Source organism: Pseudomonas spelaei (assembly GCF_009724245.1).
GTDB classification, from domain to species: Bacteria; Pseudomonadota; Gammaproteobacteria; order Pseudomonadales; family Pseudomonadaceae; genus Aquipseudomonas; species Aquipseudomonas spelaei.
Map to the genome: position 1 here is coordinate 108,994 of NZ_WNNK01000016.1, position 22,192 is coordinate 131,185.

Consider the following 22,192-nt stretch of genomic DNA (forward strand, 5'->3'; position numbering starts at 1 on the left):
GGCACAAACGATCAACCCGCAAAAAAGCCGCTTGTTGACCAGGAAGTCCCGTGCTAAAAATTGGATCAATGGCCTGACCATTGGATCGTTTCCATTGGGCTGATCATAGCAAACCCCTCAGGTTTCGCTACGAGCCATATTCAGGCGCTTTACGCCCTCAATGGCCTGACCATTGAGCCAATAATAACAATCAAGGGAGTCTGTCATGGACCTCACCGGTAAACGCGTGTTGATCACCGCCGCCGCCCAAGGCATTGGCCGTGCCAGCGTCGAAGCCTATCTGGCGGCTGGCGCCGAGGTGATTGCCGCCGACATCAATCAACAGGCACTCGCCGACCTGCCGGGCGCGCAGACGGTCGTGCTGGACGTCACCGACGCCGCTGCCGTCCAACGCCTGGCCGCACAATTCGGCCCTCTCGATGTGCTATTCAACTGCGCCGGTGTCGTTCATGCCGGCAATATCCTGGAATGCCCGGAACATGACTGGGCCTTCGCCATGGACCTGAATGTCACCGCGATGTACCGCATGATCCGCGCCTTTCTCCCCGGCATGCTGGCGGCGGGCGGCGGGTCGATCATCAATATGTCGTCAGTGGCCTCCAGCCTCAAAGGCGTGCCCAACCGCTTCGCCTACTGCGCCAGCAAGGCGGCAGTCATCGGCCTGACGAAATCGGTAGCCGCCGACTTCGTCACCCGGGGCATTCGTTGCAATGCCATCTGCCCTGGCACGGTGGAGTCGCCGTCGCTGCATCAACGCATTGCCGAACAGGCCACCCGCGAAGGTCGGCAACAGGATGAGGTGTACGCCGCCTTCACGGGCCGCCAGCCGATGGGCCGCCTGGGCACGCCACAGGAAATCGCCCAGTTGGCGCTCTACCTCGGCTCCGATGCCAGTGCCTTTACCACCGGCACCACCCAGATTATCGACGGCGGCTGGAGCAACTGACCGCCCTGCTCTTTCTAGTGATTAGAGGATTGCCCATGAAACTGTTGCGTTATGGTGAGAAAGGTCAGGAACGTCCGGCCCTGTTGGACAAGGACGGTCAGTTGCGGGACTTGTCCGCGCACGTCAGTGATATCGCCGGCAGCGCCTTGCTGCCGCAAAACCTGGCACGCCTGCAAGACCTCGATCCCGCCAGCCTGCCTCTGGTACCGGGTAACCCCCGACTGGGAGCCTGTGTCGGGCAAGTCGGAAAATTCATCTGCATTGGCCTGAACTACGCCGATCACGCCGCAGAAACCGGGGCGCCGATTCCAGACGAACCGATCATTTTCAACAAATGGACCAGCGCCATCGTCGGCCCCAACGACAATATCGAGATCCCTCGCCACTCACACAAGACCGACTGGGAAGTGGAGCTTGGCGTGGTGATCGGCCAGGGCGGACGCTACATCGATGAAAGCCGGGCCATGGAACATGTCGCCGGTTATTGCGTGATCAACGACGTGTCCGAGCGTGAATTCCAACTGGAGCGCGGCGGCACCTGGGATAAGGGCAAAGGCTGCGACACCTTCGGCCCGCTGGGCCCCTGGCTGGTCAGCCGTGATGAAATCGCCGACCCGCATCAACTGGCAATCTGGCTGGAAGTCGACGGCCATCGTTATCAGAACGGCAACACCCGCACCATGATTTTCCAGATCCCCAGATTGATCAGCTACCTGAGCCAGTTCATGAGCCTGCAACCGGGGGATGTGATTTCCACCGGTACTCCGCCGGGCGTCGGCCTGGGGATCAAGCCTGCACCGGTCTATCTCAAGGCCGGGCAAAAAATCCGCCTGGGGATTGAAGGCCTGGGCGAGCAAAACCAGACCACGGTCAACGCCTGACAAGAGCCAAGGAGCCGTTCATGACCACCATTACCGCGATTCACGTCGAAGATATCCGCTTTCCTACGTCCCAGTCCCTGGACGGTTCCGACGCCATGAACCCGGACCCGGACTACTCAGCCGCCTATGTGATTCTGCAAACCGATAACCCGGCCCTTGAAGGCCATGGCCTGACGTTCACCATCGGCCGTGGCAACGAGATCTGCTGCGCCGCGATCAAGGCCATGGAGCCGCTGCTGGTGGGCCTGACGCTGGAATGGATCAGCGAAGACATGGGCCGCTTCTGGCGCCATGTCACCAGCGACAGCCAGTTGCGCTGGATCGGTCCGGACAAGGGCGCCATTCACTTGGCCACCGGCGCCATCGTCAATGCCGCGTGGGATCTATGGGCCAAGGCCGAAGGAAAACCCCTGTGGCGCCTGGTAGCCGACATGAGCCCGGAACAACTGGTGCGCTGCATCGACTTCCGCTACATCACCGACTGCATCACCGCGCCCGAAGCCCTGGCCCTGCTGCGTCAACGCGCCGAAGGCAAGGCCCGGCGCATGGCCAACCTGCAAGCCCACGGCTACCCGTGCTACACCACTTCAGCGGGTTGGCTCGGCTATGGCGACGACAAGCTGCGCCGGCTGTGCCAGGAAGCGGTGGATGCCGGTTTCAATCACGTCAAACTCAAAGTCGGCCACGACTTGCAGGACGACCTGCGCCGGGTGCGCATCGCTCGTGAAGTGCTGGGGCCGGACCGCCAGTTGATGATCGACGCTAACCAGGTGTGGGAAGTGGACGCCGCCATCGATTGGGTACGGGAATTGGCGTTTGCCAAACCCTGGTTTATCGAGGAACCCACCAGCCCCGACGATATTGAAGGCCACCGCAAGATTCGCCAGGGCGTAGCACCGGTCAAGGTCGCCACCGGCGAGATGTGCCAGAACCGGATCATCTTCAAGCAATTGATCATGCGCGAGGCCATCGATGTGGTGCAGATTGACGCCTGCCGCCTGGGTGGGGTCAACGAAGTCCTTGCGGTGATGCTGATGGCGGCCAAGTACAACTTGCCCGTGTGCCCGCATGCCGGCGGTGTCGGGCTTTGCGAGTATGTGCAGCACTTATCGATGATCGATTACCTGTGCATTGCCGGCACCCATGACGGTCGAGTGATCGAATATGTCGACCACCTGCACGAGCATTTCGAAGAGCCATGCGTGGTACGTGGCGCGGCCTATATGCCGCCGCAGGCGCCAGGCTTTTCGATCCAGATGAAAGCCGCGTCCCGTGAGCAATACCGTCACCGGCCTTGAGACAAACTGCAAACTGAATGGACGGAGCACAATAATAATGTCGTCCCCCACACCGTTAAGGCTCGATGCGCACCAGCACTTCTGGCGCTACCGGGCTGCTGACTATCCGTGGATCGGCGAGCCTGAAGCCGACCTGCGCCGGGACTTTGTCCCACAGGATTTACGCCCCTTGCTCGACGCCGCCGGCCTGGACGGCTGCATTGCCGTGCAGGCCAGGGTCGGCGAACAGGAAACCGACGCACTACTGGATATGGCCCAACACTACCCGTGGATATTCGGCGTGGTGGGTTGGGTCGACCTGTGCAATCCGACGCTTGAACAACACCTGGAGCGGTGGCGCGACCGGCCAAGGCTCAAGGGCTTTCGTCATCAGATTCAGGACGAACCACGGCCCGCCACCTTCATGGCCGACCCCAACTTTTCCCGTGGCCTGCAGCACCTGCAACAACAAGGCTACGTCTACGAGGTGCTGATCCGCTGCGCCGACCTCGACGCCGCGACCACGATGTGCCAGCGCCACGACCGCCATCACCTGGTGCTTGATCACCTGGGCAAACCGGATATCGCCAACGGCCCTGCCGGTTGGGCTGAACACCTGGCGCCGCTGGCGGCCCTGCCCCATGTCAGCTGCAAACTGTCGGGCCTGCTCACTGAGGCCGGGCCAGATCAACGCAGCGCCCATGCCTTGCGCCCCTTTATCGAACTGGCCCTGGAGCTGTTCGGCGCCGAACGCCTGATGTTCGGCTCAGACTGGCCGGTGTGCCTGCTGGCCGGCGAATACGCAGACACCTGCCAATTACTGGAGCAGACCCTCGGCCATCTGTCGCCCAGCGAACACCAGGCCATCTGGGGCGGTACCGCCCAGCGGGTCTATCACCTTGAAGGAAACTGCCCATGAATCTGCATTTGCAGGACCGCGTGATCATCGTCACCGGCGGTGGCTCGGGGATTGGCGCGGCCATCTCCCTGGGGTTGATTGCTGAAGGCGCGACCCCGGTGATCTTCGGTCACCAGCCCTTGTCCACCGCCTTTGCCGCCCAGCTTGAACAGGCGGGTAAAAGCCACTTCGTGCGCGTCGAGTTGCGGGATGAAGAGGCCTGTCGCGCCGCCGTCAACGAAGTACTGCAACGCTTCGGGCGTATCGACGGGTTGGTGAATAACGCCGGGGTCAACGACGGCGTAGGCCTGGAAGCCGGGCGTGCCGCCTTCGTCGAATCCCTGGAAAAGAACCTGATTCACTATTACCTGATGACCCACCTATGCCTTGATGCGCTCAAGGCCAGCCGCGGGGCCATCGTCAATATCAGCTCCAAAACCGCCCTCACCGGCCAAGGCGGCACCAGCGGCTACACCGCCGCCAAGGGCGCGCAATTGTCCCTGACCCGGGAATGGGCGGCCTCTTTGCTGGAGTATGGAATCCGAGTCAATGCGGTGGTGCCCGCCGAAGTGCTGACGCCGCTGTACCAGCGCTGGATCGACAGCTTCGACAATCCCGAAGCCAAGCTCGCCGCCATCGTTGAAAAAATTCCCTTGGGCAAGCGGATGACCACCCCCGAGGAAATTGCCGACAGCGTGCTGTTCCTGCTCTCACCGCGCGCGTCCCACACCACCGGGCAATGGCTGGTGGTGGACGGAGGCTACACCCATCTGGACCGGGCGCTGACATGAATGGCCAACGTTACTGCCTGGCACTGGATCTGGTGGACGATGCGGCATTGATCGCCGAGTACCAGCAGTTGCACCAGCGCATCTGGCCCAGCGTGGCCGAGCACCTGCGCAACCAACAGGTGCTGGATATGCAGATCTGGCGCCTGGGTACACGACTGTTCATGGTCATGGACACCGCTGCCGGTTTCAGTTTCGCAGCCCTGGAACGGGCTGCCCAGGCCAATCCTGAGGTGCAACGCTGGGAGTCATTGATGTGGCGCTTCCAGGCACCCACGCCGTGGACTGACCCAGGCGGCAAATGGCAGCCCATGGAGCAGATTTTCAGCCTTATCGAGCAACCCTGACCGTCCACCTGTAAATCCCGCTGCATCGCACGCCTTGATCCCATAAAAACAACAGGAGAAGCGTCATGTTAAGCAAAGAAACGCGAGTGGCAGACGGTGCCCAACGCGCCGCCGTGCCGACCTATCGCTGGGCACTGATCCTGGTGACCAGCCTGTTCTTCCTCTGGGGCTTGTCCTATGGCTTGCTGGACGTACTGAACAAGCACTTCCAGGAAACCTTGCACGTCAGCAAAGCCCAGTCCGGCCTCTTGCAAAGCGCCTATTTCGGCGCCTACTTCCTGATTGCCCTGCCGGCAGGGCTGTTGATGGACCGTCACGGCTACAAGGCCGGGATCCTGCTGGGCTTGTGCCTGTACGCTGCGGGCGCCCTGCTGTTCATGCCGGCGGCGGCGGCAGCCAGTTTCCCGTTTTTCCTGCTCGCGTTATTCGTGATTGCCTGTGGCCTGGGCTGCCTGGAGACGGCCGCCAACCCTTACGCCACGGTGCTGGGCGAACCCCAGGGCGCCGAGCGACGCTTGAACCTCGCACAATCATTCAACGGCCTGGGTCAGTTCTTTGGCCCACTGATTGGCGGCGCGATGTTTTTCAGCGCTGGCAGCACGCCCGCATCGGACATGGGTTCGCTGCAAACCACCTACGTGGTGATCGCCATTCTGGTGCTGCTGGTGGCGGTGCTGATCGCCCGTACTCCATTGCCGGATTTGCGGGCGCAGGAACAGGCGCTGCACCCCGTCAGTGGCAAGGGCTTGTGGCAACATCGAGAGTTTGTCGGCGGGGTAATCACCCAATTTTTCTACGTGGCGGCCCAGGTCGGTGTCGGCGCATTTTTTATCAACTACGTCACCGAACATTGGGCGCAAATGAGTAGCCAACGGGCGGCCTATTTGCTTTCAATCGCCATGCTGGCCTTTATGTTCGGCCGATTTTTCAGTACCTGGCTGATGGGCCGCGTCAGTGCCCAGCGGTTACTGCTGATTTACGCGCTGATCAATATTGTCTTGTGTGCGCTGGTGGTGATGGGCCTGGAAGGCGTGTCGGTGATCGCGCTGATCGCGGTGTTCTTCTTCATGTCGATCATGTTCCCGACGCTGTTTGCCATGGGGGTGAAAAACCTCGGGCCGCATACCAAGCGCGGCAGTTCGTTCATGATCATGGCGATTGTCGGCGGGGCGTTGATGCCCTACTTGATGGGCAAGGTGGCCGATCACAGTTCGGTGGCACTTGCCTACCTGTTGCCCCTGGGCTGCTTTGTGATTGTCGCGGTATATGCCCGCAGCCGGTTACGGCAAAGCTAACACCATGGGAATGGCGCAAAGTCCTATGGGTTCTACACTTGCCATTTCCCATGGATGGACGTTTCCATCAGGCCGAAGTACGTGCGTCGAGAGTTATGCCGGCAAGGAAACCATCCCACGCGGTGTAGTACTGGTCCGGGTGACGGGACCCGACGTGGTGCAGGTACAGGAATATTTGAAAGCGTCGGTATGACACCTGTAGAACTGCCCCGAAGGCGCGCCTGAGCGGCTCCGGCGGGTAAAAGGATTCGCCTGGAAGGTGGTAATCCACCGCAAAAACCCTGGGGTTCATCCATTCTCACAGGGATTACGCACCTTCCAGACCACCTCGCACAAGGCACAGATCATCGCCCTACAGGTCGGTCACCGTTGAGTGGTGAAGCAGATGGATAGCGTTCCATGATTGTAAAAATAAAAATCAGCTGCCTTTGACGATAGGTAACACCAGGCTGGGTTGAGCCGTTCGAAGGGAACCCTGCTCGCTCGAGACGGCCTGATGTGCAAGGATGTTGCGCAGCACATCGTCGTTGAACGCAAAACCAAGGATTTTTCATGACTGCCATCAGCACCCCAGCGCCCGTGGTTCCCGGGCGGCTGGAACAAATGTCGACCCGTATCGCGTTTTTCATCGCAGGTTTTGGCATTGCTGCCTGGGCACCGCTGGTGCCGTACGCCAAGGCACGGGCGCAACTCGATGAAGGCACCCTGGGGCTGTTGCTGTTGTGTCTCGGCGTAGGTTCGATCATCGCCATGCCGGCAGCGGGCGCCCTGGCATCGCGCTTCGGCTGCCGACGGGTGTTGACCGGCGGGACAATTCTGATCTGCCTGGCCTTGCCGTTGCTGGCCACCGTCAGCTCGATCCCGCTGCTGATGGCCGCCCTGTTTCTGTTTGGCGCAGGCCTGGGCGCGGTGGACTCTACGGTCAACCTGCAGGCGGTGATCGTCGAACGGGCCAGCGGCAAGACCATGATGTCGGGCTTCCATGGGCTGTTCAGCCTCGGTGGCATCGTCGGCGCGGCAGGTGTCAGCGGATTGCTGGGGTTGGGCATGTCGCCACTGACGGCCATCCTGGTGGTGATCGTCATCATTGCGCTGGCACTGCTCAAGGCCGGGCCCCACTTGCTGCCCTACGGCAGCGAAAGCTCCGGGCCAGCCTTTGCCATCCCCCATGGCGTTGTGCTGTTTATCGGCTGTCTGTGCTTTATCGTGTTTCTCGCCGAAGGTGCCGTGCTGGATTGGAGTGCGGTGTTCCTGAGTGCCGAGCGCGGGCTGGATGAAGCCTATGCAGGCCTGGGCTACGCCGCATTTGCCTTGACCATGACCGCCGGGCGCCTGACCGGTGACGCCATCGTTCGCCGTCTGGGTGCTACCCGGGTCATCGTGATCGGTGGCGCATTGGCTGCGGCGGGCATGCTGTTGGCGACGCTGTTCCCGGCCTGGGAAACCGCCCTGCTGGGTTATGCGCTGGTGGGTGCCGGGTGTTCGAATATCGTGCCGGTGCTGTACACCGCCGTCGGCAAACAGCAGGTCATGCCGGAACATATCGCGGTGCCCGCCATCACCACCTTAGGCTATGCCGGCATTCTTTCCGGCCCGGCGATGATCGGTTTTATCGCCCATGGCAGCAGCTTGAGTGCAGCCTTTGTATTGATCGCCGTGCTACTGGCGGGCGTCGCGATCAGCGGGAAGATACTGCGGGTGTAGAGACACAATGCCTCGTACGCTGAGGCGGGTTACCGAGCGGGGTTATTTTCAAGCCAACATTCAACGTCTCTATTACTGAGCCAGCCCTTTTGATGATAGCTACCGAAAATACGACGCCCGCGGGCCTGGGTATTCTCCAAAGAACGTAATAACCCCGGACGATACACAAGATTTTTTGACAGATACACGTGCTGCTCATCGTACTTTTTCCTGGGCAGCCCCGTGACCAGGTCCAGAACCACATCACCCTGTGCATCAACTTCGTTCGGGTCTTTGCTGATGGCGACCAACAGTTCAATTTTGACGTAGCCAATTTTTTCAAAAAAAACGGTTCGGTCCCGCGACTTGTCACGGAATACCTCAAACAGCGCCTTAAACGCCTGAACCAGTTCGACATTGGTCTTGGCGTGAAAAGGATCCGGGCTGAATGTATCGGGGTCACTGTTGCCAAACAGTCTCTTTGCGGCCCTCAACAGGCTTTGCCGGGTAATAAAGCCTTCCTCATCGAGGATCGCGTCGATCAATCGCGGACGGCGGATAAGCGCCTTGGCCAGCAAGATCGAGTGATTGAGCTCCTGGCTCGGTCCCATTTTTTCGCTGGCGATTCGCTGCAGGGAAGCCAGCTTCAGTCCTTCATTTCTCATGGAAGTTTTCCAACATGGAAAAATGAATGCCCAACGCCTTCACTAACTGACTATCCGGCAGTTGAGTGTAGGGGTTCCCATGACCGGCGCGCGTGACGGGATCGTTCTGCAGCTCTCGGTGATGCAATGGATTGGCCCACCGCAAGGGTCGCCTGAAACCCGAAGACCGAACCGTGTCGACAGGACGTTGATGATCGTCTTCCCGGACAGGATGAATGACTCCACTTGAGGCGCCATGCGCTTTTGGCTGCCCCTCATTCGGTATCGCATCAAATCGGCCTATCGCAGCCGGCCGCAGGAAGGGTACTCCACCATCAATTGCCATTGTTCATGCCCACCTTTTCCCAATCCGTACTGACCCTGATCACCACTACCGTAACAGCGCACATCGCTGGATGTGACTGTGGTCAAACAGGCGCAAAAGTATGTGGCTACCCACACGCAATGGTTCCGAGGCGATCGATCAATTTCGATGACTGTATGTAAACGGTCAGTGGATGCCTGGAAGCGGTATCACTCGGGCTTACGAGTCATTGGCAAAACGGATGTTTACGATTTATTCCCTCCAACAAGGGCCTTCACTGCCTTGATCACGGCCGCACCCGCCTTTGCCAGAAAATTGGAGCCAGGAGACGTTGGGGCTGGATGGCTCGGCATGCCTTTAGCGAAGTCCTCCGCAGCGGGCGCTTTGAATGTCTGTTGGCCGGCGAACTTTTTTACGCGCCAGGCTTCGACGCTGCCTTCGGCAAGTATGCCCGGCGGATTGGAAAGACAGGATCCATCACTGTTTCCGCAAGGCGTCGCGTGAAAGGATTGCGCAGGTTCGGGAGTACGAGTTCCAACCGACGTTGAGGTCATGTCTAAACCCTCGCTAGGCGTGAAAAGCCTGCGGCGTCATAAAAGCCATCAGGTACATCCTGTGTGGCAATCGGGTAGAAATAGTTCCTAACCATTGAAATGACCGGCAACTGAAAACGTAAACGGTCTCAACCAGGTACCACCATCGTGATGGGCAGGCCGAGAGAAAAGCGCCACGAAAGATTCGCGGCGTTTTCCTGTATTTCGGGCAACACTGTAATACCGGTGGTTTAACGCAGCAGCCGCAACAGTTCGTCCCACTTGATCTTGCCGTCTTGTTTCCAACCAACGATGTTGTCCATTTTTCCCAGCAGATTAGATCGCGTAGTGACTTCTCTTGCCAACTGGATGAGCGAGTCAGTCGCCGGGTTACCGGTCAACGGTCGTGAAGACAAGTGCTTGAGCGTGCTGACTTTGATGGAGTTGCTCCAGAAGCCACCCTTCAACTCATTAAAATTATTAAGCATCTGTTGAACGAGTTGTTTGTCGTCCTGAAACTTCAGTGGGTTATCAGAACGCACAACACTGTTGATATCTTGCCGGGTTAACCGTCCATCCAGCACGCCGGTGCTGCCATCCCGATCAAGCGCCTTCATCAGGTCCGGTCGCCGCAGAAGCTCTCTGGCCAAGCGGATGTTCTGATCCACGGAGGGGTGACCGGTTAATGGCCTGTTTGCCATGTTCTCCAAGCCTTTGGCCGTTATGTGCTGCGCAGGCCATGGGGCCTTGAAGGCATTGAAGTTATTCAGCAGCGACTGGGCCAACTGCTCATTGCTTTGCCTTGAAAAGTGAGGATCCGGCAATGTGGGGTTTGGTCGAGGTGGTGGACCTCCAGGCATTGGTCGAGGCGGCGGGCCTCCTGGCATCGGTCGCGGTGGCGGGCCTCCTGGAAACGGTCGTGCCGGCGCACCTCCATGCCAGTGACCAGGAATCGGTCGTGCCGGTTCGCCTCCAGGATGCCAATGGCCAGGATTCGGCTGTGCTGGTACGCCTCCAAATACCGGACCGAACCGGGCCTTTTGCTCTCCGAAATTTAAGCCTGCCTGCCCTTGCTCTGTTGATGACTTAGCAGAAGCCTCAGTGCCAGCCTTGGCATCGGTTGTAGTCTGCGGGGCGCTATTGGGTGAATTGGCGACAGGCTGATTGAACGCGGGTACCGACATTTGCATCTCCAGTTCGGCTTGATTACAAGGTTTGCCTCACCGTCCAAAGCACTACGACAGACTGATCGTCGAAATACTCTGTGAAAAGAGGGCTATCCCTGTGTGGGAGATCTGTCGGATTCAGTTCCTGAAACTGCGGAAAATCGTCTGAAAAAGAGTAGGAAGAAAGCGTGAACGTTAGAAAGAATCGCAGCCCGCCCTGACCATGCCAGAACGGGGTGCGATCCTTTGAGTCAACAGCGAATCAGAACCCAACGCTCGCTTGCACAAAGAATGTGCGCGGCTCGCCCAGGTAAAGTCCGGCATTGTTGTCGCTGGAACGGGTGTAGTGCTGCTGGTCAAAAACGTTTTTCACCCCGACGCCCAGTTTCAGGTTCGACAGTTGCGCACCAAAGTCATAACCGCTGCGCACGTTGACCGAAACATAGCCTGGAATATCACCGTATTGACCATCGGCGGTCGGCTGGGTGATGTAGGTGGTGCCGGTGCCTGGAGCACGCTGACCGGACTGAGCATACACATCGAGATTGTGGGTCCAGCGGTTGACGTCGTAGCGCAGCCCCAGGGTCGCCACTTCACGGGAGTACAGCGGCAAGTCACGCCCTTTGAATGGCACGTCGCCCTCGGCGGTGGCCTTGGTGTAGGTAAAGCCGGCGCTGGCGGTCAGGCCGTCAAGACGAGGGTCCAGGTTCGACAGGTCGTAATGGCCAGACGCTTCGATCCCCTGGTGCTTGGTGGCGCCCAGATTGGTCCAGCCCACATCGTTGCTGACGTATTGCAGCTCATCGGAGAAGTCGATGTAGAACAGCGTCACTTCACCGCCCCAGATGTTGTCGTTATAGCGAGTACCGATCTCGTAGGTCTTGGCTTTTTCCGGGTTCAGGCCGTTGGCGGTCTGGTCGCCATTGCCACCCTGGCCGAGCTGGAAGTACTGCAAGCTGCCGAAAGACGTTTCGTAGTTGGCGAACAATTTCCAGGCATCGGAGACGTGGTACATCACACTCAGGGCCGGCAACGGTTCATTGTTGTTGATCTCGCGACGTTTCTCCTGAACCGGCTTGCCATTGAGGCCGACCACCGGCCGGTCATGCCATTCGGTACGAATGCTTTCGAAGCGAATCCCCGGGGTGATGGTCCATTTGCCGATATCAATCTTGTCATCGATATAGAACGAGTTGGCCTCGGTACCGCCGGTGCGATCCTGGTAAACGTGGCCGTCATTCTGACCGACCGGCGTCGGCTGGTTGTTGACCAGCGCCAGGCTGGTGGCCTGCTCGTGCATGCCCTCTTTCAGGTAGCGGTAACCAATGCTGGCTTCCTGGGTGGTAGGCCCCAGGTCGAACACATGGGACACCCGTGGCTCGATACCAAAGGTGTAGTAGGTCCTCGGGTAGGAACTCAGGGTTTTCAGGTCGCGGTTGGCGATATTGCTGCCGCGAAAACTGTCGGAATAGTAGGTCAGTACTTCCGCCTGGGTGCGGTCGTCGATCTGCCGGATGTACTTGAACGACACGTCTTTGCGCCGGCCGCTGAAGTTGTCCCAGTCGCGCACCGATTGATACGGGTTGGCGTCGAACTGCTTCTGGGTCAAGCCGCCGGGCATGTCGGCACTGGCGTCGTAGTAGTGGAAGTTCAGCGAGAAATCGTCTTGATCGGTCGGCGCCCAATGGGTCTTGAGGATCACGTCGTCGATGTCGTTGGCGTTGTTGCTGTTGCGATAACCGTTGCCGTTGACGCCGGAGTACAGCAGCGCTACGCCAATGCCGTTATCGGCGGTACCCCCGATGAAGGCATTGTCGATGTGTTTCCAACCGCCGTGGGCTGAGGTTTGCAAGGTGGTGCCGACCTCGCCGGAGAACTTCTCCGGAATGGCCCGGGTCACGAAGTTGATAACCCCGCCGACGTTCTGCGGCCCATAACGCACGGAACCGGCGCCGCGCACGACGTCGATGCTGTCCAGGTTGCCGGAAGAAATCGGTGCCATGGATAGCTGTGGCTGGCCGTAGGGGGCAAACGCCGCCGGCACGCCGTCGATCAAGACCGTGGAGCGTGGCGACAGGCGTGAAGTCAGGCCGCGCACACCGACGTTGAGGGAGATATCACTGCCTCCGGTGCCGTTGGCTTCCTGCACTTGCACACCAGGAATGCGCCGCAATACATCACCAACGTTCATGGCGCCCTGCTCGACCATGGCTTCACGGCGCACCACGGTTCGTGCGCCTGGGTGATTCTGCACCACTTCGGCATTCGCATCGCCGAGCCAGTCACCCACCACACGAATGTCGGTTGCACCCAACTCAAGAGGCGACCCGGCCTCACCGCTGCCGCTGGATAACGGGCGCAAGGTCACGGAACCGGCATCAATCTGGTAGTCCAGCCCGCTGCCTTGCAACAGTTGGCGCAACGCTTGTTCCGGCGACAGGTTGCCATCCACCCCCGGGGCTTGTTTACCGGCCACCAGGTCTGGGCTGAAGAACACTTGCAGAGCCGTTTGCTGGCCCAATTGGCTCAAGGCCGAACCCAAGGGTTGCGCCTGGATATGGATCGCGCCCGACGCCTGATCGGCGTACGCCGCTGGGATCGCGGCGCTGACCGCCAAGGCCAGCGCGAGAGGTGCCCAACGAGAAGATTTATTGTTTTTCACGGCGAATGTTTTCACGTCGAACCTAGTCCTGTGATCGCAAGAGAGTGCGTCTGTTAATGCAAACCAGTTGCAGTTGGACAAGAAGACGAAGAACTCGGAAAAAACCTGAATCTAGCGTGAAATTATTTCCTGGCTACCGTCAGGCAGCGTACGCAACGCCACCGGCAGAATGTGCGGCAAGGCCTTGAGCAAGGCGTCGGTATCAGCGGATTTGAACACGCTGGTCAGCCGCAGGTTACTGACCGCCGGGGTGCTGACCCGTAACGGTTGCTCACGGTAGCGGGACACTTCCCGGACCACCTCGCCAAGGGTCGCGTTGTTGAACACCAATTTTCCGGTACGCCAGGCCGTCAGTTCCTCGGGGTTGACGGCGTAAGCCGCCGCCACCTGACCATGCCCGTCGATCTGCGTGCCTCGGCCTGCCGTGAGTGTAACAATCGCGTCCGGGGAGCGGCCCTGTACATTGACCGTCCCGGCCTCGACTACCACGCGGGTCTGGTCATCATCACGGCGTACATCGAAGCGCGTACCGGTCACTGTGACCTGCCCTGCCCCGGCCTCGACTACAAAGGGCCGGCTGGTGTCATGCTCGACGCTGAACATTGCCTCGCCCTGCTTGAGCTCGATGCCGCGCCGGCCTTTTTCATAATGCACCGCGACCACGCTGCGGCTGTTCAGGTCCATCAGCGAACCATCAGGCAGCGCCACCTGCCGGCGCTCTCCCAGCTTCGTGCTGAACTCGGCGGTGTAAGTCGCAGGATGATCCAGGCCGCTGAACAACCCAAGCCCGAGAGCAACGGCCAGGACACTCGCCGCTACTGCAAAACGCAACACCGGCCGACGTTTCGCACGGGCCACGGGCGTATCGCACAAGGCTTGCAGACGAGCCTGAGGCACCAGGTCGGTGGCACTCCACAACCCTTGCAGCACATCAAATTCGTATTGGTGCTCTGGATGTTCCGCGCGCCAGGCGTCGAAACGGCTGCGCTCCTCGACACTCAACGGGCTGTCCTGCAGGCGCACGAACCAAAGCGCCGCCTCGTCACGGGCCGTCTCGCTACCGCCGACACACTCGCGGGTATCCATCATGGAAGATCCTGTTTCAAAGCGGGTGTTGGTCATGGGGCCATCGCGTCCAGGCGGTCACGCAGATGCCGCAGGGTGCGGATCATATACTTTTCCACCATGTTTTTTGAAAGCCCCAGGCGCTCGGCGATTTCCTGCTGGGTCAGGCCTTCGATCTTTTGCCAGATGAAAATCTTGCGGCAGTTCAGGGGCAATTCGGCCAAGGCCCGCTCGATGGAGTCCGCCAACTGGATCGCGTGCATGAAGTGCTCCGGGTCGCCGCTCTGGGGCGAACGCTGATCAAAGGCGTCCAATGCCATCGCCTCACGGCGGTCCTCGCGACGATAGGCGTCCACTGCGATATTGCGTGCGGTTTGATGCAAATACGCACGAGGCTGCGAGACGTCCGTCGAGGTTGACTCCAGCACACGGACGAACGTGTCATGGGCCAGGTCCTCGGCCTGCTGACGATTCCTCAGGCGACGCGTCCAGGTCCCGATCAATTCCTCGTAGTGCTCGAAAAAGCCTGGTCTGGTGGGCGGCGGCGGCATCATGAGGGTGCACTGGGGAGGCGGGACGTGAATAGTAATGCTTCCTATTAAGTGGAGCAATTGCTTCCCGTCGCGTCAGTTGTTGATTGCTCTACCGCCCACTGACCAACGCCAGGCGGCATGCCAGCCCCAGGAAAACCACACCCAACAATTGATTAAGCCGCTTGGCCACCTGCAGATTGCCAGTGATCCGGCTTCGGAGTTTGGTCGCCAACACAATCACTGCGCCATTCACCAACAGCCCGGTGAAGTTCAGCACCGTTGCCAACACCATCATCTGGGTGACGAGGGAACCTTTATCGGGCTGGACAAATTGCGGGAACAGCGCCAGGACAAACAGCGCCATCTTGGGATTCAACAAGTTGGTCACCAGCCCCTGCTTGAAGATATCCGCCAGGGACAACACCTGCGGTGTATCGACTGCCAGCGGCACTGTGGTCGAAGTAAAGGCTTTCCAGGCCAGATAGGCCAGGTAAGCCGCGCCGGCAAAACGCACCACATCGTAGGCAACAGGTACCGTGACGAATAGCTGCGACAACCCCAGCGCCGCCGCCAGTGCATGACAGTAGGTCCCGGCCTGAATGCCCGCCAGCGACATAAAACCCGAGGCCCGTCCCTGGCTCAGGCTTCGAGAGGCGATCAGCAACATATCCGGGCCTGGCGTCAGGTTAAGGGCAATGCAAGCCCCCGCGAACAGGGCGAGGACCGATAGCTCAATCATGATTATTCTCTTTCCATAGCCCAAGGGTTGGGCCAAGGCATTAGCGTGATGGCCTACAACATCGGCACGACAATGACTGATGATGAGCGTCGTTTCAAGCGACTCGAGAATCAGCTACTGCCGGTGTAATCGGCAGCAGCCATCGGTAGATTCAATCAACTGAGCGGACGAGGCGACTTGGAAGCCTTGGCTAACATGTGATCGAGGTTTTCCATATCAAACCTTCGGTCCTCGGCTCCTGGCCCATTGTCACCAATCCCGATATCCGTCTCCCGACGAAGCCCGTGGCGGCTAAGGAATTCATTGGCACGAGCTTTCGCCTCAGGAGTAAAGGTTCTTGTTGTTTCCCGTAACCCTGCCGCCTCTTCGAGCTCATTAAAATTAATGAAGCGGTCATTGGCGCCGGCAGTGTATTGCCTGAAGTCGTCCTTTATTCCCATGAGCAAATCATAATCGCTCATCGTCCGATACTTCACCTCACCGAGATCCTGCCTAGAGATTTTCCCGTCAAACGTACCGTTTTTATCCATATCGGCGCCCATGAAGAAACCAGGACTGTTCAGTATCGCCTTGGCCAGGTTTATCTCCGCCGGCGTAGCTTTCGTGCCATCCAATCGTGTTCCGGAGGCGACCGCGCGGAGGGACCTATCGGTTATGTGCCCTTTGTCGTCAGGGTCCTCCAGTGAACTGAAGTTGGCCATTGCATACCCGGCAAGGTCCGCAGCACTGTTGTTGGCATACGGATTGTCCTTCTCGGCGGCCCGAGCTTTATCGGATGAAGACGGATTCTCCAGCTTATGGCGTGTCAGGCTCTTGCTGGACTGCGCGCTTTCATTGTTCTGCTTCACGCCCCCTGCCTGCCCGTCCTGATCATTATTACCCGAGACCAGTGTACGATTCAGCGCAGGACGCCTGAGGACTTCAAGGGCCAATAACGTCATTTGGTCGTCAGCCGTTTTTCCAGTAAAGGGTCGATTGGCAACCTCGCGGATTTTTGCCTGGGTGATATTCCCGTTTGAGTCTTCAAACATATCACGGTTATTTTCAAGCACCGCCTTGGTGTCATCATCGGTCGCATTGGCATAAATGTTTACGGGAGGCGGAAGGGGGGCGTTTTGACCCGCGACATTCGGGTTAAAGGCGGGAGAATATGCACTCGGTATTGACGATGTCATAGCAGGATCTCGGATTCGTTCAACATTGAATTTCCCATCTTTGACTACGGTATGTCAGCCCCCCATCAAGTGGACTTGATTACGAAGGAAGATGGACCATTGTTGTGTGGCAATCGCCTCAAAAACGGTTCCAGAACTGCCAGCTTCACGTGAGAAAAACGTACCAGTCCCTGGAGCGTCGGCCAAAACAACGCGTAGAAAACATCAGACCCAGCACTGGCAAAACACTCATCTTTTTGCAGGAAAGGGCCATACACGGCCCCCCTTACACCAATCGCGTAATTTGCTTATGCCGCCAGACCAGGCGGTAATAGGCCGTCTGAAGCACCAGCATCGCCAGGTAAGTCACCGGAAACGCCATCCACACCCCTTCCAGTCCAAACCGTGCATTGAGCAGATAGGCCACCGGCAGCTCCACACCCAGCACGCAGAAGATCGAAATCCCCACCGGCACCAGCACCACGCCACTGGCGCGCATGATTCCGCCCACCACCGCCTGGAAACCAAACACCAGAATGCTCCACAGCATGATGTGCAACAGGTGCTCAGCCTGGACCCGCGCCTCAGTGTCGGTGATGAACAACCCCAGCAGCCAATGGGACAGCACATAACTCAGCACAATCAAGCCACCGGTCAGGCACGTATTGATCCAGATCCCGGTGCGCAGGATCGGCCCAATGCGTTCCAGCCGTCCGGCGCCAATGGCCTGGGCACCGAGAATCGACGCCGTGATGGCAATCGACAACGCCGGGAACTGCACATAGTTGACGATCTGCGTCACCGCACCATACGCCGCCGTGGCCTGGGAGCCATGGCCGTTGACCAGGGCCAGGATCACCAGCTCCGACAGGGACAACACCACCATCTGCAATCCGGTGGGCAAGCCGATGCGCAGGACCTTGCCGAGGAGCACCCGGTCCAGGCGCAGCGCCGCCATCAGTTCCCGGTCAGGCGCCATCACGTGATTTTTATGGCGCAGGCGCAGGATCAGAAACAGCAGGGCCAAGGCGTTCCCCACCAGGCTGGCGAACACCGCACTCTGAATGCCCATAGGTGGCAAACCTACCCAACCGAGAATCAACGCTGGGGTCAGTACCAGGCCGACCGTGGTCGATACCACCAGCGCCAGCAACGGCGACACCGTGTCGCTCACCCCCCGCAGCAATTGGGTATACAGAATGAACACCAGCAGCAACGGCATGATCAACATCATCGCCTGCGCATAGCTGACCGCGTCGTCCAGTACGTCCACCGGCGTACCCAATGCCTGCATCGCCGGGCGGGCGAACAGGCTGCCCAGCACGGCCGCGATCACTCCGACCAATGCACCGAGGGTCAAGGTGGAGCCGGTGATCGACTTGACCAGCCCCGTCTCCTGCGCCCCCCAGGCCTGGCCGATCAGCACCGAAGCGCCCGCCCCCAGGCCGATCACCAGGGCGATAAAAAAGAACACGATGGGAAACATCCCCGACACCGCCGCCAGCGCCTGAGTGCCGAGCATCTGCCCGACATAGATACCGTTGAGGGTCCCGGAAAAGCTCTGGAGAAAGTTGGACAGCACCATCGGTGCCAGAAAGATCAGATAAATCCGCCAAAGCGGCCGTTGCACAGTTTGTGGCGTAGCGACTGGCATGAGGGTTCGGGTCTCAGTGCGGTTTGACAGGAAAAGCGTTGCGCGACAGCCAGGCCAGGTGCGTCTGCACATCGACCGGCCAATGGGCAATCTTATTGGAAAAATCAGCGCCATCCTGGGCAAACAACGCCCGCGAGGCTTCTTCAAAACCCGCAAGGTCACCGCCGATAGCACTCATGAAACGATAGCTGGATTCCTTCGCCTGGCGCATGACATCTCGCTCGGCATGCGCATTGCGCGCCTCATCCACCAACCGCCGCAACGCTGCTGATGCGCCACCTTGCTGCTGACCCAGCCACTCCCAGTGCCGGGGCAACAAGGTGACTTCACGGGCCACCACCCCAAGACGCGGACGCCCCACAGAAGGCGCCGCCGCCGGTTCGACCTCATCTGTCGAGCCCCCTTCAGGCTGCGCCGCAGCGTAGTCCACGGGCCAGGGGTAGTCGACCTGGGTACCGCTGGCGTCATCAAACACCAGCAAACCACCCGCCGACAGGTCAAGACTCGCCAGGGCCTCGGCGACGTCGGCGTAGGAACCGTCGGCCACGCGCCGGTGACCGATAAAGGCAGTGCAACGGAGAAACGTCGGTGTGTTCATGATTAGTATAATCCGGGCAATATTTGTTTTACCCGGATAATATTAATCGTAAATCTAATCTTTGCCACTAAAGATTTGTGAAGGCCGACGCAAGGTCGGATCAAACGGATTGATGCGTGGGCCGATGGCTGCCGCTTCGCGCTTGAGCAATTCCACCACCGTCGGCAAACGACTCGGCCCCAACCGGTCACTGATGGTCGCCACACTCAACGCCGCCACCGCATGACCATCACGATTAAGGATGGGCACCGCCAGGCCGGCCATGCCTTCCAACACCCCGGTGTTTCGCGCGGCATAGCCCAGGCGGCGGACATTCTCGACTTCCGAACGCAGGAATACCTCGTCATACAGGTGAAAGTCCTTGAGCCTCGGCAAGTTGTAGCGGATCACCGTTTCACGCTCCTCCTCCGGCAAGAACGCCAGGATCGCCAGGCTGCCCTGCCCCACGCCCAGGGCCACGCGGCCACCGATATCACCGGTGAACGTACGGATCGGGTACGGGCCTTCGCTGCGGTCCAGGCAGACTGCATCAAAGCCGCTGCGGGCCAGCAAGAATAGTGAATCCCCCAGCGAAGCACTGAGCCGCAACATGCTCGGCCGCACCAGGTCACGCAAGTTGCCGGTATTGCCCGCATTGGCCGCCAGGGCGAAGAACTCCAGGCTCAAGCGATAGCGCTTACTGCGCGCGTCCTGCTCGACCATCCCCTCGTCCATCAAGCTGCGCAGCAGCCGGTGGGTGGTGGGCTGCGACAGGCCGACCTGTTGCGCCAACTGCGTCACCCGTTCTCCGCCCTCGGGCGCCGCACCGAGAATGCGCAACAACGCGAACAAGCGCGAGACACTGCCTACGCCGACTTCCTTGACACTTTCATTCCGATTAGTGGAATTCATAAAGCCAAATCTCACAAAAAATTCTGTTCAGTGAATGAAACTGAAAAAAACACTCCTTTCAGTGAAATTCTACCTTTCGCCCATCCTAGTCTTCGTCCTAATCTGCGTCCACAGGGGCGAAATGAACAACTAACGGCAGCCGACCGAGATCGAGCGCCAACGCACCCGCACTACCCTTTTCGCATCTGCCCAAAACAAAAAAGCGCGTCTCGACGCGACTCAAAAAAGGTGGAACGCAGACATGGCTTTTCTCCAACTCCAGGCCTTGAGCAAACGCTATGGTGCCGTCGACGCTGTGGTCGCCACTGACCTCTCGGTAGACAAGGGAGAATTCGTTTCCCTGCTTGGCCCGTCCGGTTGCGGCAAGACCACCACCCTGCAAATGATCGCTGGCTTCGTCGACGTCAGTGCCGGCAAGATCCTCCTCGATGGTCGTGACATCACCCACGCCAAACCCGCCAGCCGCGGCCTCGGCGTGGTATTCCAGAGCTACGCATTGTTCCCCCACATGAGCGTGCGCGACAACGTCGCCTTCGGCTTGAAGATGCGCAAAGTCCCGGCCACCGAGATCGCCAGACGAGTGAACGCCGTGCTGGACCTGGTGCGCCTGGCGCCCCATGCCGAGCGTTATCCCCGGGAACTGTCCGGCGGCCAGCGCCAACGTGTGGCCCTGGCCCGCGCCTTGGTGATCGAACCCCCGGTGTTGTTGCTGGACGAGCCACTGTCCAACCTCGACGCTAACTTGCGCGAGGAGATGCAGTTCGAGATCCGCCGCATCCAGTGCGAAGTTGGCATCACCACCCTGATGGTCACCCACGACCAGGCCGAAGCGTTGTCCATCAGCGACCGTGTGGTGGTGATGCAAGCCGGGCGCGTGACCCAGATCGATGCCCCCTACAAACTCTATGAACATCCGCGCACCCGTTTCATCTCCGACTTCGTCGGCAAAGCCAACTTGCTGACTGGCGACTTCGATGAATTCGGCACCCCGCAAGTGCGACACATACCCGGTAACGGCGAACTGACCCTGAGCCTGCGCCCGGAAAAAATCGACCTGGTGGCCGCAGGCACCGGGCGCCTTCAAGGCAACATACTCGACAGCTACTTCTTCGGCAGCCAATGGCTGTACCGCATCAGGACCGATATCGGCGAACTGACCGTCGTACGCCGCAACGACGGCAGCGCGCCCCTGGGTTGCGGTGCGGCGGTGGGCCTGGATTGGCAAGCCAGCCTGCTGCGGGTACTGGCGGCAGATGAGGTGCGCACATGAGCCGTGGTTACCTGCTGTCGTTGCCGGCACTGGTGCTGTTTTTCGGGCTGTTGATCCTGCCCTTGGGCCTGACGCTGGTGCTGTCGTTCAACGTCTTCGACTATCAGGTGGGGGTCAAGGCAGATGAATGGACTTTCGCACACTACCTGTCGCTGTTCAGCGATTCGTACTTCTATGAAATCTTCTGGCGCACCTTCTGGATCAGCGCCGTAGTCACCTTGTTGTGCGTGGTGATCGGGGTTCCCGAGGCCTACGTCCTCAGTCGCATGGGCACACCATGGCGCTCGATCTTCCTGATCCTGATCCTCACCCCGCTGCTGATTTCGGTAGTGGTACGGGCCTTCGGCTGGAGCCTGTTGCTGGGGGCCGACGGTTTGGTCAACCAGGTGATCCAGGCCCTCGGTGGGCGCCCGGTCAAGCTGCTGTACACCTCATTCGCCGTGATCATTGCGCTGGTTCACGTGATGCTGCCGTTCATGATTATTCCGGTATGGACCTCCCTGCAAAAGCTCGACCCATCGGCGGAGCAGGCAGCCCTGTCCCTCGGTGCCAGCCAGGCCACGGTGATGCGCAAAATCGTCTTGCCGCAGGTCATGCCCGGCGTGCTGTCCGGAACGCTGATCGTGTTCGGGCTGGCGGCCAGTTCCTTCGCCATCCCCGGCCTGCTCGGTGGACGCCGGCTGAAGATGGTCGCCACGGTGGTCTATGACCAATACCTCTCGGAACTGAACTGGCCCATGGGCGCGACCATCGCGGTGGTGCTGCTGTTGGTCAATCTGCTGATCATGTTGAGCTGGAACCGCCTGGTTGAAGGCCGCTACAAAAAGTCCCTGGGAGTCTGAA

General features: G+C 59.4%; 21 protein-coding genes. 11 read left to right on the forward strand and 10 right to left on the reverse strand.

Going from position 1 to position 22,192, the window contains the following annotated elements; translation table 11 throughout:
• Positions 1-205 precede the first annotated feature (205 nt).
• The 8 genes from GNF76_RS18965 to GNF76_RS19000 all read left to right on the forward strand — a co-directional run bounded on the left by GNF76_RS18965 (position 206) and on the right by GNF76_RS19000 (position 8,136).
• Positions 206-946: an SDR family oxidoreductase gene (locus tag GNF76_RS18965; RefSeq protein WP_155584657.1), complete on the forward strand. Its 741-nt coding sequence runs from the start codon at positions 206-208 to the stop codon at positions 944-946.
• Positions 947-981: 35 nt separating this feature from the next.
• Positions 982-1,827, forward strand: coding sequence for an ureidoglycolate lyase (locus GNF76_RS18970; RefSeq protein WP_155584658.1), 846 nt, complete (start codon positions 982-984; stop codon positions 1,825-1,827).
• Between the two features lie 20 nt (positions 1,828-1,847).
• Entirely contained in the window at positions 1,848-3,125 is a 1,278-nt protein-coding gene (locus tag GNF76_RS18975) for an L-fuconate dehydratase (protein ID WP_155584659.1), read from the forward strand.
• Between the two features lie 37 nt (positions 3,126-3,162).
• Positions 3,163-4,023: an amidohydrolase family protein gene (locus GNF76_RS18980; RefSeq protein ID WP_155584660.1), complete on the forward strand. Its 861-nt coding sequence runs from the start codon at positions 3,163-3,165 to the stop codon at positions 4,021-4,023.
• Positions 4,020-4,793 carry an L-fucose dehydrogenase gene (locus GNF76_RS18985; RefSeq protein WP_155584661.1) on the forward strand — a complete coding sequence of 258 codons (774 nt, stop codon included), beginning with the start codon at positions 4,020-4,022 and terminating at the stop codon, positions 4,791-4,793. Before GNF76_RS18980 ends, GNF76_RS18985 begins: the two co-directional genes overlap by 4 nt.
• Positions 4,790-5,137, forward strand: a complete 348-nt coding sequence (locus tag GNF76_RS18990; RefSeq protein ID WP_155584662.1) for an L-rhamnose mutarotase — start codon at positions 4,790-4,792, stop codon at positions 5,135-5,137. Before GNF76_RS18985 ends, GNF76_RS18990 begins: the two co-directional genes overlap by 4 nt.
• 65 nt (positions 5,138-5,202) lie before the next feature.
• Positions 5,203-6,432, forward strand: coding sequence for a sugar MFS transporter (locus GNF76_RS18995; protein ID WP_155584663.1), 1,230 nt, complete (start codon positions 5,203-5,205; stop codon positions 6,430-6,432).
• A 552-nt stretch (positions 6,433-6,984) separates the two neighbouring features.
• On the forward strand, positions 6,985-8,136 hold the full coding sequence (locus tag GNF76_RS19000) for an MFS transporter (RefSeq protein WP_155584664.1): 1,152 nt from the start codon (positions 6,985-6,987) through the stop codon (positions 8,134-8,136).
• A gap of 29 nt (positions 8,137-8,165) precedes the next feature.
• Here the strand turns inward: GNF76_RS19000 and GNF76_RS19005 are convergent, their stop codons facing one another.
• Positions 8,166-8,780: a type III secretion effector protein gene (locus tag GNF76_RS19005; protein ID WP_155584665.1), complete on the reverse strand. Its 615-nt coding sequence runs from the start codon at positions 8,778-8,780 to the stop codon at positions 8,166-8,168.
• Between the two features lie 1,088 nt (positions 8,781-9,868).
• Positions 9,869-10,402 (reverse strand): hypothetical protein, encoded by a 534-nt coding sequence (locus GNF76_RS19010; protein ID WP_246211940.1) that lies wholly within the window; start codon positions 10,400-10,402, stop codon positions 9,869-9,871.
• Between the two features lie 38 nt (positions 10,403-10,440).
• Between GNF76_RS19010 and GNF76_RS19015 the strand changes: the two genes are divergently transcribed.
• Positions 10,441-10,707, forward strand: coding sequence for a hypothetical protein (locus GNF76_RS19015; protein WP_155584666.1), 267 nt, complete (start codon positions 10,441-10,443; stop codon positions 10,705-10,707).
• 338 nt (positions 10,708-11,045) lie between these two features.
• On the opposite strand, the gene GNF76_RS19020 is transcribed toward GNF76_RS19015, so the two are convergent.
• The 8 genes from GNF76_RS19020 to GNF76_RS19055 form a co-directional block, all read right to left on the reverse strand.
• Positions 11,046-13,460 carry a TonB-dependent siderophore receptor gene (locus GNF76_RS19020; RefSeq protein ID WP_178123404.1) on the reverse strand — a complete coding sequence of 805 codons (2,415 nt, stop codon included), beginning with the start codon at positions 13,458-13,460 and terminating at the stop codon, positions 11,046-11,048.
• 96 nt (positions 13,461-13,556) lie between these two features.
• Complete coding sequence (locus GNF76_RS19025) at positions 13,557-14,531, reverse strand: FecR family protein (protein WP_155584698.1); 975 nt, start codon at positions 14,529-14,531, stop codon at positions 13,557-13,559.
• Between the two features lie 32 nt (positions 14,532-14,563).
• Complete coding sequence (locus GNF76_RS19030; RefSeq protein WP_155584667.1) at positions 14,564-15,064, reverse strand: sigma-70 family RNA polymerase sigma factor; 501 nt, start codon at positions 15,062-15,064, stop codon at positions 14,564-14,566.
• An 88-nt stretch (positions 15,065-15,152) separates the two neighbouring features.
• A complete protein-coding gene (locus GNF76_RS19035; protein ID WP_155584668.1) occupies positions 15,153-15,782 on the reverse strand; it encodes a LysE family translocator in 630 nt (209 codons plus the stop codon).
• 155 nt (positions 15,783-15,937) lie between these two features.
• Positions 15,938-16,957: a hypothetical protein gene (locus GNF76_RS29350; RefSeq protein ID WP_178123405.1), complete on the reverse strand. Its 1,020-nt coding sequence runs from the start codon at positions 16,955-16,957 to the stop codon at positions 15,938-15,940.
• A 265-nt stretch (positions 16,958-17,222) separates the two neighbouring features.
• On the reverse strand, positions 17,223-18,590 hold the full coding sequence (locus GNF76_RS19045) for an MATE family efflux transporter (protein WP_155584669.1): 1,368 nt from the start codon (positions 18,588-18,590) through the stop codon (positions 17,223-17,225).
• 13 nt (positions 18,591-18,603) lie between these two features.
• Positions 18,604-19,188: a DUF2239 family protein gene (locus GNF76_RS19050; protein WP_155584670.1), complete on the reverse strand. Its 585-nt coding sequence runs from the start codon at positions 19,186-19,188 to the stop codon at positions 18,604-18,606.
• 54 nt (positions 19,189-19,242) lie between these two features.
• Positions 19,243-20,079 carry an IclR family transcriptional regulator gene (locus tag GNF76_RS19055; protein WP_155584671.1) on the reverse strand — a complete coding sequence of 279 codons (837 nt, stop codon included), beginning with the start codon at positions 20,077-20,079 and terminating at the stop codon, positions 19,243-19,245.
• Positions 20,080-20,320: 241 nt separating this feature from the next.
• Between GNF76_RS19055 and GNF76_RS19060 the strand changes: the two genes are divergently transcribed.
• On the forward strand, positions 20,321-21,349 hold the full coding sequence (locus GNF76_RS19060; protein ID WP_155584672.1) for an ABC transporter ATP-binding protein: 1,029 nt from the start codon (positions 20,321-20,323) through the stop codon (positions 21,347-21,349).
• Positions 21,346-22,191, forward strand: coding sequence for an ABC transporter permease (locus tag GNF76_RS19065; RefSeq protein ID WP_155584673.1), 846 nt, complete (start codon positions 21,346-21,348; stop codon positions 22,189-22,191). Before GNF76_RS19060 ends, GNF76_RS19065 begins: the two co-directional genes overlap by 4 nt.
• The last annotated feature ends 1 nt before the right edge of the window (position 22,192 follow it).

What these genes read in the sequence shown, in the direction of transcription:
- GNF76_RS18965 (WP_155584657.1), top strand. Translation starts at nt 206, where the DNA reads ATGGACCTCACCGGTAAACGCGTGTTGATCACCGCCGCCGCCCAAGGC.
- GNF76_RS18970 (WP_155584658.1), top strand. Translation starts at nt 982, where the DNA reads ATGAAACTGTTGCGTTATGGTGAGAAAGGTCAGGAACGTCCGGCCCTG.
- GNF76_RS18975 (WP_155584659.1), top strand. Translation starts at nt 1,848, where the DNA reads ATGACCACCATTACCGCGATTCACGTCGAAGATATCCGCTTTCCTACG.
- GNF76_RS18980 (WP_155584660.1), top strand. Translation starts at nt 3,163, where the DNA reads ATGTCGTCCCCCACACCGTTAAGGCTCGATGCGCACCAGCACTTCTGG.
- GNF76_RS18985 (WP_155584661.1), top strand. Translation starts at nt 4,020, where the DNA reads ATGAATCTGCATTTGCAGGACCGCGTGATCATCGTCACCGGCGGTGGC.
- GNF76_RS18990 (WP_155584662.1), top strand. Translation starts at nt 4,790, where the DNA reads ATGAATGGCCAACGTTACTGCCTGGCACTGGATCTGGTGGACGATGCG.
- GNF76_RS18995 (WP_155584663.1), top strand. Translation starts at nt 5,203, where the DNA reads ATGTTAAGCAAAGAAACGCGAGTGGCAGACGGTGCCCAACGCGCCGCC.
- GNF76_RS19000 (WP_155584664.1), top strand. Translation starts at nt 6,985, where the DNA reads ATGACTGCCATCAGCACCCCAGCGCCCGTGGTTCCCGGGCGGCTGGAA.
- GNF76_RS19005 (WP_155584665.1), bottom strand. Translation starts at nt 8,780, where the DNA reads ATGAGAAATGAAGGACTGAAGCTGGCTTCCCTGCAGCGAATCGCCAGC.
- GNF76_RS19015 (WP_155584666.1), top strand. Translation starts at nt 10,441, where the DNA reads ATGTGGGGTTTGGTCGAGGTGGTGGACCTCCAGGCATTGGTCGAGGCG.
- GNF76_RS19025 (WP_155584698.1), bottom strand. Translation starts at nt 14,531, where the DNA reads ATGGATACCCGCGAGTGTGTCGGCGGTAGCGAGACGGCCCGTGACGAG.
- GNF76_RS19030 (WP_155584667.1), bottom strand. Translation starts at nt 15,064, where the DNA reads ATGATGCCGCCGCCGCCCACCAGACCAGGCTTTTTCGAGCACTACGAG.
- GNF76_RS19035 (WP_155584668.1), bottom strand. Translation starts at nt 15,782, where the DNA reads ATGATTGAGCTATCGGTCCTCGCCCTGTTCGCGGGGGCTTGCATTGCC.
- GNF76_RS29350 (WP_178123405.1), bottom strand. Translation starts at nt 16,957, where the DNA reads ATGACATCGTCAATACCGAGTGCATATTCTCCCGCCTTTAACCCGAAT.
- GNF76_RS19045 (WP_155584669.1), bottom strand. Translation starts at nt 18,590, where the DNA reads ATGCCAGTCGCTACGCCACAAACTGTGCAACGGCCGCTTTGGCGGATT.
- GNF76_RS19050 (WP_155584670.1), bottom strand. Translation starts at nt 19,188, where the DNA reads ATGAACACACCGACGTTTCTCCGTTGCACTGCCTTTATCGGTCACCGG.
- GNF76_RS19055 (WP_155584671.1), bottom strand. Translation starts at nt 20,079, where the DNA reads ATGAATTCCACTAATCGGAATGAAAGTGTCAAGGAAGTCGGCGTAGGC.
- GNF76_RS19060 (WP_155584672.1), top strand. Translation starts at nt 20,321, where the DNA reads ATGGCTTTTCTCCAACTCCAGGCCTTGAGCAAACGCTATGGTGCCGTC.
- GNF76_RS19065 (WP_155584673.1), top strand. Translation starts at nt 21,346, where the DNA reads ATGAGCCGTGGTTACCTGCTGTCGTTGCCGGCACTGGTGCTGTTTTTC.